At 61.8% G+C, this 11,875-nt stretch carries 10 protein-coding genes; all 10 read right to left on the reverse strand.

The features are described from left to right. Nucleotides 1-6 precede the first annotated feature (6 nt). The 10 genes from ABJ196_RS04115 to ABJ196_RS04160 all read right to left on the reverse strand — a co-directional run bounded on the left by ABJ196_RS04115 (nt 7) and on the right by ABJ196_RS04160 (nt 11,836). Nucleotides 7-951: an ROK family protein gene (locus ABJ196_RS04115; protein WP_347305353.1), complete on the reverse strand. Its 945-nt coding sequence runs from the start codon at nt 949-951 to the stop codon at nt 7-9. Nucleotides 952-1,001: 50 nt separating this feature from the next. Then, entirely contained in the window at nt 1,002-2,126 is a 1,125-nt protein-coding gene (locus tag ABJ196_RS04120) for a glycosyltransferase family 4 protein (RefSeq protein WP_347305354.1), read from the reverse strand. 27 nt (nt 2,127-2,153) lie between these two features. After that, complete coding sequence (locus ABJ196_RS04125) at nt 2,154-3,218, reverse strand: NlpC/P60 family protein (RefSeq protein ID WP_347305355.1); 1,065 nt, start codon at nt 3,216-3,218, stop codon at nt 2,154-2,156. Nucleotides 3,219-3,357: 139 nt separating this feature from the next. Then, nucleotides 3,358-4,002, reverse strand: a complete 645-nt coding sequence (locus ABJ196_RS04130; protein ID WP_347305356.1) for an NlpC/P60 family protein — start codon at nt 4,000-4,002, stop codon at nt 3,358-3,360. Nucleotides 4,003-5,292: 1,290 nt separating this feature from the next. After that, nucleotides 5,293-6,915: a cytochrome bc complex cytochrome b subunit gene (locus tag ABJ196_RS04135; protein ID WP_347305357.1), complete on the reverse strand. Its 1,623-nt coding sequence runs from the start codon at nt 6,913-6,915 to the stop codon at nt 5,293-5,295. Next, a complete protein-coding gene (locus ABJ196_RS04140; RefSeq protein WP_066491985.1) occupies nt 6,915-8,135 on the reverse strand; it encodes a ubiquinol-cytochrome c reductase iron-sulfur subunit in 1,221 nt (406 codons plus the stop codon). Before ABJ196_RS04140 ends, ABJ196_RS04135 begins: the two co-directional genes overlap by 1 nt. Then, nucleotides 8,135-9,016 (reverse strand): cytochrome c, encoded by an 882-nt coding sequence (locus ABJ196_RS04145; protein WP_347305358.1) that lies wholly within the window; start codon nt 9,014-9,016, stop codon nt 8,135-8,137. Before ABJ196_RS04145 ends, ABJ196_RS04140 begins: the two co-directional genes overlap by 1 nt. 87 nt (nt 9,017-9,103) lie before the next feature. Then, a complete protein-coding gene (locus tag ABJ196_RS04150) occupies nt 9,104-9,688 on the reverse strand; it encodes a heme-copper oxidase subunit III (RefSeq protein WP_347305359.1) in 585 nt (194 codons plus the stop codon). A gap of 618 nt (nt 9,689-10,306) precedes the next feature. Then, on the reverse strand, nt 10,307-10,738 hold the full coding sequence (locus ABJ196_RS04155; RefSeq protein ID WP_257035030.1) for a cytochrome c oxidase subunit 4: 432 nt from the start codon (nt 10,736-10,738) through the stop codon (nt 10,307-10,309). 12 nt (nt 10,739-10,750) lie between these two features. Further along, the gene (locus ABJ196_RS04160; protein WP_347305360.1) at nt 10,751-11,836 is read right to left on the reverse strand and encodes a cytochrome c oxidase subunit II; all 1,086 of its coding nucleotides are present in this window, start codon (nt 11,834-11,836) and stop codon (nt 10,751-10,753) included. Nucleotides 11,837-11,875: the final 39 nt, after the last annotated feature.

Genomic DNA, 11,875 nt, shown 5'->3' on the forward strand with positions numbered 1-11,875 from the left:
AAAATTCTAGGCGCGAGTAAGCGCCTGGCGCGCGATATCAGCCACGCCGATCATACCCGCGGCCGAGCCCAGAGCCGCCGTCGCCACACGCGCCAGTGGGCGGTGCCCCGCGCCGACGATGGACTGCGCCATCGTCTCGCGCGCGGTAGCAAGGTAGACGTCCGCGTCGCCCGCTACGCCGCCGCCGAGGACGATGAGCTCCGGGTCAAGGATATCCGCGACGATGGACAGGCCCTGGCCGAGCCAGCGTGCAAAGTCCTCCATGACCGCAACGCCCAGCGGGTCGCCGTCGCGCGCAGCCTGCGCGATGGCCACGCCGGAGGGATTTTCCGGGAGCGTGGTCTCGTAGGAGCCACGCAGCTCGCGCACCGTGTCCGGAAGCGCCGTGCCCGAGGCGTAGCGCTCCAGGCAGCCGCGCTTGCCGCAGGAGCACTCGCGTCCGCCCGGCACCACCACGATGTGGCCGAATTCAGGGGCGGTGCCAAACGCGCCGCGGAATATCTCGTCGCCCGTCATGAGCGTCGCGCCGATGCCCGTGCCTACGGCGAAGAAGACCCAATCGTGGGCGCCGCGGCCAGCACCAAAGCGCCACTCGCCCCACGCCGCAGAGTTCGCGTCGTGCTCGATGACAACGGGGATGTCTAAGTGCGACTGCAGGTTGGCGCGCACGGCGGCATCACGCCACGGCAGGTGCGGAGCAAAGCGGACCAACTCGCGGTCCGGATCGATGAATCCGGCAATCGCCAGGCCCACGGCCTGCACCGGATACTCTGCGCGCAGCTCGGCGATGAGCGCGAGGATGGCGGCGTCGAGTTCCTCCCCGGTCGCGGGCGTAGGTAGCGAGCGCGAGTCGACGATCTCTCCCTCGGCGGTGACGACACCGGCGCGAAGGTTGGTGCCGCCGATGTCGAATCCCACGGTGAGATTGTCAGAGGGGGAGAATTTTTGCATGCAAGTAGGATATACCCCTCCCCCGTCCGCGTCACATCATGCGGGCCGCACTAGGCCATAATCGCGCGCAGGCGAGCGCCCATAATCTCCCACGTCCAGTTCTCCTCGACGTGGCGCCGGCCGGCTCGGCCCATCGCGCCCGCGCGCTTCGGGTCGTCGAGCAGCGTGAGGATCGCCTGGGCGAGCTCGTCCTGCGAGTTACCGCGCACGACGATGCCCGTCTCCGGCGTCACCGTCTCCGGCGCGCCGCCCGAGTCGCCCGCGATCACGGGCAGGCCTGCGGCCTGAGCCTCGAGGTAGACGATGCCCAGGCCCTCGACGTCGAGGCCGCCGCCGCGCGTGCGGGCAGGCATGGCAAAGATATCCGCGGCAGCCAGCGCCATGGCGATCTCCTCCTCGTCCGCGGCTTCGTGGAAAATCGTCTCCGGCGCATACATCTCCGCGAGCTGCTCGAGCGCCGCCTGGTAGCGTCCTCGACCAATGAGAAGCAAACGGGCCTTGGGATAGCGCTCCCGAATGCGCGGCATAACGCGCAGCAGCTGGTCTTGGCCTTTGCGCGGGACGAAACGGGAGACGCACACGATGACGGGATCGGCGCCCTCAAGCCCGTAAAAGCCCTCTGCGGCGAGCATGTCGAACTCGCCCACAGGCTCAAACATGTCCGTGTTGACGCCGCTGGGCAAGTGCACCCACTCTGGCCCGGGGCCGAAGGCGGGTCGCAAACGGCGCAGCGTGTACTCCGCGATATAAGTAATGACGTCCGCATGCTTGCCGATGCCCCGCAGCGCCTGGCGCGCGCCCGGCAGCATGGACCAGCCCACCTCGTGGCCGTGGGTCGTGGCCACCACTTTCCTGGCGCCGGCGGCCTTGGCGGCGCCGCCCATGAGCGCGAGGGGTGCGGCGGCGCCGAACCATACGATCTCGATGCCACGCTCGGCGATGATGCGCTGCATCTCGCGGCGCGTGGCCGGGGTGGGCAGCATCATGCGCCGCGGCCAGCGGATAACCTCGTAGGGCAGCTGCGCATCAAAGGTGGCTGCGGCCTCGGCGTCCTGGGTCGAGGCGAAGACAAGGACGTCGGCTGGGTCCAGGGTCGCAAGAAAATCGCGCAGATACGACTGAATGCCGCCGATGGTCGGCGGGAAATCATTAGTCACAAGCAGAATGCGTGGCATGGCTGTGAGCCTACCGCGTGCGCACGTCTAGAAGCGGACGGCTCCCTGTACCGGCATGGAGTCGACAGGGACAACCTGGACCGGCACACCATACGTCGAGGCGTGGACGACCTGGCCGTCGCCGATATACATGCCCACGTGGGTCACACCCGGGTAGTAGCCGATGACGTCGCCCGGCTCGAGCTGGTCCATGGGCACCGGGGTGCCGCCGGAGAGCTGCGCCTGCGAGGTACGCGGGATGGACTTGCCCTCCTGCGCGTAGGCCCACACCATAAGACCTGAGCAGTCGAAGCGATCCGGGCCGGTCGCTCCCCAGCCATAGGGAGCTCCCTGCTTGGTGAGTGCAGCAGCGGCTGCTCTGCCGCCGAGGCCCGACTCGGCGAGGCGTGCGAGCAACTCCGGATTGATCTCGCGGGTCACACCACCAAACTGAGCCTCCCACTGCGCGCGCTGTTCCTCGTTGAGAGCGTCGACACGCGCCTCGATGTCGCGCTGCTGTGCCTCGAGGGCTTCCTTCTCCTTGACGACACGAGCACGCTGTTCTTCGAGACGGGTCTGCTCCGCGCGGGCGGCATCCGCAGTCTCGACGGCCTTCGCATGGGCGGTGTCAGCGTCTTGCGAGGCCTGCGTCATCGTGCTGAGTTCGCGGTGGGCGTCACGCGACAGGGCGCCGAGGTAGCCCAGGCGCTCGACGGCCTCCTGCGGGTTGGCAGACTCGAGCGCGGTCGTCGCAGCAGATCGGTGCGCCCCGCGGTAACGAGACTGCGCCAAGCCGTTGATGGCGGCCTGCTGAGAGCCGACGGCACCGCGGGCGGCATCGGCAGCCTGGGCGGCAGCTCGGGCTTGGGCAGCGAGGTCATCGACCCTCGCCTGCTGGGCGGCGAGGTCATCCTCGAGCTGCTTGACTTCCTCGTTCTTCGCGGAGACCTTCTGGGCGACCTCACCGACCTCGTCGACGAGGGCTTGCATGTCATTATTCTCCGGCGTCTGCACCGACTCTTCAGCCGGCAGCTCCTGCGCGATAGCCGGGAGGGCGGTGGAAGCGAAAGCGACACTGACCAGCGCCAGGCTGATGCGGTTAGGAAGACGCACGGAAGAACCCCTCAAAAATTGCAAGTGAATACATCCACTATAGAAGAACTTAAGGACAATCTCAGCATCGTCATACGAAAAAGGGAAAACCCCATCTCGACAAGGGTCGAGACGGGGGCAAGCCGAGACGGCGTGCGGACTAGAAACGCACGATGGAGTGGATCGGCATGTAGTTGAGCGGACGCTCGGCCACGGTGGTGCCGGAATTGAGCGAGTCAATCATGACGCCGTTACCGGCGTAGATGGCGACGTGGGATGCGCCACCGTAGTACACAACAATGTCGCCCGGCTGGATGTCCGACATGGACACCTGCTGGCCCTGGGCAGCCTGTGCCTGGGAGGTACGCGGGATGGACTTACCGGCCTGTGCGTAAGCCCAGGAGGTCAGACCAGAGCAGTCGAAGCTGCTCGGGCCGGCGGAGCCCCAGCCGTACGGGGAACCGATGGCGCTGCGGGCAGCGGCGACGACCTTGTCACCGGTGGACTGCTGCGGGGCCGGAGCCGGAGCAGCGGCAGCCTGCGGGACGGTAGCCGTTGCGTTGTAGGTCTTGGCCTGCGCCTGAACCTGGTTGAAGGACGGCACGTACTGGCCGATGTTCGGGACATCCTTGATACCCGGGATGTTCTCGATGCCATTGACGTTCACCGAGTAGTTGGTGTTCGGAATGACAACCTCGGCTGCCTGGGCAACACCCGGAACCGCCACGGTTGCGGTTGCAGCGAGAGCTGCGGTGCCCGCGATACGGCGGGTGGTGTTAGTGCTCTGACGACGGTGCTTAGCCACGAATAAATCTCCAAATCTTCAGTCGCGCCTACCTCCGCGGCGGGCCAAAGCGTTTCTCGTCTTCTACGAGTCCCGTTTTCGGCCGCATTCCACCCCGCCACCGTGACGGTGGGCTGTAATGATGTGGAAGCGTGGAAGCTCTGGCCCAGTGGGGGCCTAACGTTCGTTGGCGCGGGCGTTCCTGTATCCCGCGCCTCCGTTCGGCTCACCCTGTCGAGAGTGGGCCAGATACGGCGCTAGTGTTCATTTTTCGATTGAGCACTCATGGGGAGCGCTGCAATGTCTCGATAAGGTTACGAAACCGTTACGAGAATTGTCTAGCCGCAACGCCACCACCCGTTCGTTACAAGGCCGTTATCGTCCCGTTATCAAACCACAGTTTCTCAGGGTTTAATCCGACCGCCGAACACGATAGCACCCCAAAACATTGGAACAACCTGCACCGTTTCCGGACTTAACAAACTTTCACGTTCTTCGTTAAACCCTGAAATCCGCGTAAACAAACTGCCGTCGTGACCTTCGTCACATACGTGTAACATCGGGCGCATCTACCCCACACAGAACATGCTGCACAGCGTCCGTTACCGATTTTCAACCGCATCGAGACCCCGAATGCAGCGCCGCCATCCCCGTTGTGTCAGTACCGTGGAGGAGATTCTAATGCACTCCCCCGTTCTCGTCGGCTTATAGGCGGCACCCACGCCAGCGGGTGGGCTGCCGCCACGGGTTGTGGCGTTGTGCTCTTTGCCGGCGGCTCTAAGACGCAGTCATATGGGCGCCTGAAGGCCTCTCAAGTTCGGTCCACATCCTCGGGCCGTTCCAAGCGCTTCACCGCGTCCATCCCACTCGGGTACTAAATGTCTCACCCGAGAGCAGTGAGAGCGTCCATGGTGCGCGTCATCGACATGAGCGCTACATAGTCATGCGCTATCCCCCATGCTCCAGGCCGTCGCTCCGAAAGCGCCCCACGAATCCCTGCTGCGCAACGCAGCGGCCTACAGGCCGACTTAGTTACGGCAGCCGCGCAGCTTCACTGGTAGCGTCGCCCGAGCACCCCATGCACGCAGCCCTCTTCACGTACGTAACGGCGACTCTCGAACGCCGAGTGGCTCATGACTGCGGTCGCAGGGCGTGTCCACCTCTCTGGAACCCTTTCCCGCTTCTGTTGGCTATCTCTCACAGCATGCCGCGCGTATGCCCTTCCATATATAGGGAGTGAAAACTGACGAACCCGCCGCAGCCTGGTCCAGGCTGTGGCGGGTTGGTGACAGTTTCGAAAGAAGGAAGGCGCTAGATGCGGCCGTTTTCTTCGTCGTCGCGGCGATTGGCCTCGTTGAGGGCACGGTACATGTCCGCTTCCTCCGCGGCGTTCTCTGCGTGGATTTCGTGAACCTTGTGCATCAGGCCCTCGTCGTCCGGGGCGAAGATACCCTGGGTCTCGGAGTCAGCCAGACCAAGGTGGTTGAGCTGCTTCGGGACGTACGCACCGGCGTACTCAAGCGGAACCGGGTGGCCGTGCTCGTCGACCGGGCCGAGCGGCTGGTGAACCTCGATGAAGGCACCGTTCGGCAGCTGCTTCAGAACACCGGTCTCGATACCGTGCTCGAGAACCTCACGGTCGGAACGCTGGAGACCAACGCAGATCTTGTACGTAAGGAAGTAAGCAATCGGCGGAACCACGATGAGGCCGATACGACCAACCCAGGTCATCGCGTTCAGCGAAATCTGGAAGAAGTGAGCCACGTGGTCGTTACCACCGGAGATGGTAACCAGAACGAAGAAGGAGATAGCCATCGCGCCGAGGCCAGAACGCACCGGCACGTCGCGCGGACGCTGCAGCAGGTTGTGGTGAGCGTCGTCGCCAGTCATCTTCTTCTCGATGAACGGGTAAGCGATGAGCAGGATAACCATGATCATGGCGACCACGACGACCCAGAATGCACCCGGGATGGTGTACTTACCGAGGTAGAGCTCCCACGCCGGCATGACACGGGCGAGACCGTCAGTCCACAGCATGTAGATATCCGGCTGAGAACCAGCGGAAACCTGCGACGGGTTGTACGGGCCCAGCAGCCAAATGGCGTTGATGGTGAGCAGACCCGACATGAGCGCCAGCACGCCAGCGACCATGAGGCCCATGCCAATAGCCTTCGTAGCGAAGACCGGCATGATGCGGACACCGACAACGTTGTTCTCAGCGCGGCCCGGTCCCGGGAACTGCGTGTGCTTCTGGAACCAGACGATGAGAACGTGAGCAGCGATAAGGGCGAGGATGATGCCCGGGATAACCAGCACGTGGAGGATGTAGAAACGATCCAGCATGAGGTCGGACGGGAAGTCGCCATCGAAGATAGCCCAGTGCAGCCAGGTACCGATGACCGGGATGGTCAGGATGATGGCCGACATAATACGGAGGCCGACACCGGAGAGCAGGTCATCCGGGAGGGAGTAGCCGAGGAAGCCCTCGACCATGCCCAGGAGGATGAGCGTGCAACCGATGATCCAGTTAGCCTCACGCGGGCGGCGGAACGCACCGGTGAAGAAGATGCGAAGCATGTGCGCGACCATGGACATCATGAACAGCAGGGCTGCCCAGTGGTGCATCTGGCGGACAAACAGGCCACCGCGAACCTCGAAGGAAAGGTCCAGAGCAGATGCGTATGCGGAAGACATCTCCACACCGTTGAGCGGTGCGTAGGTGCCGTCGTAGATGACCTTCGTGATCGACGGATCGAAGAAGAGGGCCAAGTAGATACCGGTCAGCAGCAGGATGATGAAGCTGTAGAGCGCCATCTCACCGAGCATGAAAGACCAGTGGGTCGGGAAGACCTTGTTCAGCTGCGGACGAACCGCACCGGACAGCGTGAAACGGCTGTCAACGTTGTTGCCAATCTTTGCGAGTTTATTGCTCATTATGACTTACGCTCCCAGTAGGCCGGGCCGACAGGCTCAATGAAGTTGCCCTTGGCGACCAGGTAGCCGTCCTCATCAATCGTGACCGGCAGCTGTGGCAGTGCACGGGCGGCCGGGCCAAAGACCGGCTTGCCGTACTGCAGAGCGTCGAACTGCGACTGGTGGCACGGGCAGAGAATACGGTTGGTCTGAGCCTCGTACAGCGAGGTCGGGCAACCAATGTGGGTACAAATCTTAGAGAAGGCGTAGTAATCGCCGTAGTGGAAGTCCTCCTGGCCCTCACGCTCAATGACCTTCTGCGCGTCAGAATTACGCAGACGGATGAGCATGACCGCGTTGCGGTTGCCGTGGATGGAGTGCATGTGGTTCTCGTAGACGTCCTTCTGCGGATCGTAGAGGTCGCCGTCGTTGACGTCGGACTCTGCGAGCGGGAAGACAGTCTCCATGCCGCCAGCAGCCAGGTCTTCCGGGCGCACGCGGACGAGGCGGGTAACACCCTGCGTCGTGTAGTGCGTGCCGGACTCGCCCTCGTGCTGCTCGGCGATCGTGCCGGTATCGCGTGCGAGGTAGAGCTTCACGCCCTTCTCATGCAGCGTCCAACCGGACGTCCACATCGTGCCGTCGCCAGCGTAGTTGAGCTCGTGGCGAACCTTCCACGGGTTCTTGATGGCGCCACCCAGCGGGGCAACGACGGTGAGACCGAAGAGAACGGCAGCACCGCCGAGCAAGCCCTGGAGGGTCTTGCGGCGACCAAGGGTGGAGGTCTTCCACGAGTCGTTGAGAAGCGCGGTCAGCGTGCGGCGATCAATCTCGTCCGACGGACCGTCGTGGCGACGCTGCACGGAGATTTCCTCCGGCAGAATGCGCTTGACGTACTGCACGATGGCGATGCCCAGCGAAAGAATGGACAGGCCGGACGTAAGACCCAGCAGCGGGGTGTACAGGGTGTGCCATGCAAGGCCCTCTTCGCCGAGAGACTTGTAGTGCCATGGCCAGAACAGGTAGATGGCAAGGAATGCCAGACCCATGACGATGGCCAGTGCAGCCCACACGCCGACGTTGACGGCAGCGCGCTTTTCGGCCGGATCTCCGGCGACCGGGAAACGCTCCTTGCGGAACGCCACGGTGACGCCGTCCATCTCAGCACCCAGGGCGGTGAGCTCAGCATCAGACATGTTCTTGAGCTCTGCTTCGGTGTAGTTCTTGTTTACGTTGCTCATTAGTGGCGCGATCCAATCCACATAGCGGCAGCACACAGTGCGGTGATGCCGATGATCCACATTGCAAGGCCTTCAGAGACCGGGCCAAGTCCGCCCAGGTCCCAACCAGCCGGAGACGGGGTCTCCTTCGCGGACTTGATGTAAGCGATGATGTCCTTCTTCTCGTCAGCAGTGAGCTGGCGGTCAGAGAACTTCGGCATGTTCTGCGGGCCGGTGAGCATCGCCTGGTAGATCTCCTGCTCGGAAGCAGGAGCCAGTGGCGGTGCGTACTTACCGGAGGACAGCGCGCCGCCTTGGCCGGTAAAGTTGTGGCACGATGCGCAGTTCATACGGAAGAGCTCGGAGCCCTTCGCGACATCTTCTGCCTGGATGTTGCCGTCGTAGTTGGCGCCGCGGAGCGACTCCTGTGCGACGGAGCCGTCCTCGTTGTACACGATGTCCGGGCCGCCACCGTTGGCAGCGACGAATGCGGCAAGCGCGAGCGTCTGCTGCTCGGTGTAGCGCGGGGTCTTGCGCTCAGCTTGGGCGTCGTTCGACATCATCGGCATGCGGCCAGAGTGCACCTGGAAGTACACGGAGCCGGCACCGATACCCACGAGGGAAGGACCGCGGTCCTGAATGCCCTGGAGGTTCGCACCGTGGCAGGTGATGCAGGCGGTGTCGTAGATGTCCTTGCCTTCTTGCACGAGGGCAGCGTCATCCTTCTGCGCCGTCGCCACCTGAGCGTCAGGAGAGAGAGCGGAGGCCAGGACGCCAGCACCGGTAAGACCGATGGTGAGGGCAAAGGCACCCGCGAGCGTGCGCTTGACCTTGCGGCCGCGACGCGTCTTCTTTGCCGCAGCAGTATCAGGGGTCTCCCCTGCTGCCTGTGCGGCGTTCATTGGATTGGTATCCATCATTTTCCTTTGAGTTACTGGAGTTCGGAAATGAATGGCGGTGGACCGATTGTTGTCTCGGTGTCCTACGGCCTACTGAATGATGTAGATAACGACGAAGACGCCGATCCACACGACGTCAACGAAGTGCCAGTAGTAGGACACTGCCATTGCAGCGGTAGCCTGTGCCGGCGTGAACTTCGACTTAGCCGTACGGAGCAAAATCGCGATGAAGGCCAGCAGGCCTGCCGTCACGTGCGCCGCGTGGAAACCGGTCAGGATGTAGAAGACCGACCCGAAGACGCTGGACTGGATGGTCACGCCGTTAATGATCAGGTGGGTCCACTCATAGGCGAGGATGCCAATGAAGACCACAGCCAGCACGATCGTCGCGGAGTACCACAGTCGAAGCTTGTATACGTCACCCCTTTCAGCAGCGAAGACGCCGAACTGCGAGGTCACGGAAGACAAGACCAGGACCGCAGTGATGACAAAGCCCATCGGTACGTTGATGTGCTCGGTCCATTGCGCCCAGTCACCGTCCTGACCATTGGCTCGCGAAGTAAACCACATCGCGAACAGTCCGGCGAAGAACATTAATTCCTGAGACAGGAACACGATGGTGCCAACGCTGACCATGTTCGGTCGGTTCAGCGCAGCAACACGTGGTGCTGTCATACCTTGGTTTGAAACTGTGCTCGTCACGCACTCAATTATGACCGCTTAACAGGCATAAGTCACCCGAGACCCCCCACTTCTATCTGACCCGTCCAAGGTTGTAGCCAGGTTTCTTCCAGCCGTTCGCAACTTAAAAGCGTCGAAAAATAGTCGGGAACTTTTTCCGCCCCCATACGACGCCACATCTCTGCAGGTAGAAGCGCCCAAAGAAGAGGCATCCTCCCCACCTCCAGTTTTGGTATCTGGCTGCGGGTCCAAAAATGGAACGTCGTACACGAATATTTCCAGAGTTTCGCTGAGAGATAAATCACTTACAGGTCAGCGCGATTTCCCCAGGGTTGCAACTTTCGGTTGACCCCCGGTTCAAAATGGCCCTCACGTGCAGTTTTCTTTCTAAGCACAGTCGCTGGCGCACGCGAGCAACTCCCCCTAGGCCCGCAAACTATGCGCAAATTTCCTGGCTTCGCAAAAATCGTAGAACTCCATGGAACTATTTGGTGTCATTTCCGACGATCGCCAAATGCCCCTGCACGTAGCGGGAAGCTACGCGCAGGGGCACGAGAAGTGTGGGGCGGGGACAGTCGCGGGCCGTGACGGCCGGCGGCTATCCGAGGAAGCTTAGTGCTTCTCCTTCGGGATGCCGTACTGCAGCGACAGACGGAAGGTGAAGTACACCAGCATGGCGGCGCCGAGAGCAATCATCCAGAAGTACAGGAAGATGATGCCCAGACCCATAACGGCGATGGACATGGTCATCGCGAACGGGTAGATGGAGCCCGGCGAGAAGAAGCCGAGGATGCCAGCGCCGTCTTCAGTTTCAGCCTCTTCCCAGTCGCTCGGAGAAACATCCGTGCGGTTGTCGGTGAACTGAAGGTAGACGGCGAGCATGAGACACATGGCGGCCGCGAGACCGAATGCGACGATACCGATCCACTCCGGACCGTAAAGGTAGCCGTCGTCGCGAGTGAAGTTGACGCCGAAGATGTAGACAATCTCGGAGACGATGAGATATGCCGCGATGGCGTAGAAGACGTTAGAACCTGCGCGCATTGTATTTCTCCTTTAGGCGTTCTCGTCGACGAAGTTGTCGCCGGTCTTGGTATCGCGAACGCTGTTGAACGGCTGAGTGGTGACCGCGTACGGATCCTCACCGATGGCGGCGAGCGCCTCAGAGTTCGGAGCGTCCGGGTTGTCATTGCGGAACTTCATGTAGTCCGCGAACTTCTCCGGGGTCACAACGCGCAGCTCGAAGTTCATCATCGAGTGGTAAGTACCGCACATCTCAGCACAGCGACCAACGAAGGCGCCCTCCTTGGTGATCTCCTCGATCTGGAAGCGACGCTCCTGCTGGTTGTTCTCCGGGTGCGCGTACACGTCGCGCTTAAAGAGGAACTCCGGAACCCAGAAGGCGTGTGAGACGTCACCGGAAGCGAGACGGAACTCAATCGCGGTGTGCGACGGGAGAACCAGAACCGGAACCTCTTCGGTGGTGCCGACTGTCTCGATGTCGTTGTAGTTGAGGTAGGAAAGGTCACCCATGGACTTGCCGTGAATCGGGTTCGGGTTCTTGACACCCTCCGGGTCAACGGAGGATTCCTCGGCGAGCTTATTGCGCTCCTCGTCGGTGCCGTCGTAGTCGGAGCCGGTCGGGGAAAGCTCACCCTTGACGCCGGCATAACCGAACTTCCAGTTCCACTGGTAAGCCGTCACGTCGACGGTCACCTGCGGGTCCTTATCAAGGGCAACAACCTTCTGCTGCGCCTGGACCGTGAAGAAGAACAGGCCCATGATGATGAGGATCGGGATGATGGTGAGCACCATCTCGAGCGGCACGTTGTACTGCAGCTGCTTCGGGAACTCGCCCTTGCCTTCCTTCTTGGCGCGCTTTGCGCTCCAACGGAAGATTGCAGTGAGGAACAGGCCCCACATGACGAAACCGATGAACCATGCAACAACCCAGACCCAGATCCAGAAGTTGTACATTCCCTCAGCCTCAGGCGTAATGCCCTTCGGCCAACCAAATCCCAAGACGTTTTCAATGGCCGAAGGCGCCTGTACATCACAGGCTGCCAGTGCCAAACCGCCCAGGGCAATTGCGCCAGCTAGGCCCGCCTTACGGGCGAAGTTGCGCTGCTTACGCTGTCCCACGTGTGTTCTGCCTTTCTGTCCACACAAAACTTCTCGAAT

Origin of the sequence: Corynebacterium sp. SA-MJD20WY100, from assembly GCF_039822565.1 — a bacterium.
Classification (GTDB): Bacteria; Actinomycetota; Actinomycetes; order Mycobacteriales; family Mycobacteriaceae; genus Corynebacterium; species Corynebacterium phoceense_A.

What these genes read in the sequence shown, in the direction of transcription:
- ABJ196_RS04120 (WP_347305354.1), bottom strand. Translation starts at nt 2,126, where the DNA reads ATGCCACGCATTCTGCTTGTGACTAATGATTTCCCGCCGACCATCGGC.
- ABJ196_RS04135 (WP_347305357.1), bottom strand. Translation starts at nt 6,915, where the DNA reads ATGAGCAATAAACTCGCAAAGATTGGCAACAACGTTGACAGCCGTTTC.
- ABJ196_RS04150 (WP_347305359.1), bottom strand. Translation starts at nt 9,688, where the DNA reads ATGACAGCACCACGTGTTGCTGCGCTGAACCGACCGAACATGGTCAGC.
- ABJ196_RS04155 (WP_257035030.1), bottom strand. Translation starts at nt 10,738, where the DNA reads ATGCGCGCAGGTTCTAACGTCTTCTACGCCATCGCGGCATATCTCATC.
- ABJ196_RS04115 (WP_347305353.1), bottom strand. Translation starts at nt 951, where the DNA reads ATGCAAAAATTCTCCCCCTCTGACAATCTCACCGTGGGATTCGACATC.
- ABJ196_RS04140 (WP_066491985.1), bottom strand. Translation starts at nt 8,135, where the DNA reads ATGAGCAACGTAAACAAGAACTACACCGAAGCAGAGCTCAAGAACATG.
- ABJ196_RS04145 (WP_347305358.1), bottom strand. Translation starts at nt 9,016, where the DNA reads ATGAACGCCGCACAGGCAGCAGGGGAGACCCCTGATACTGCTGCGGCA.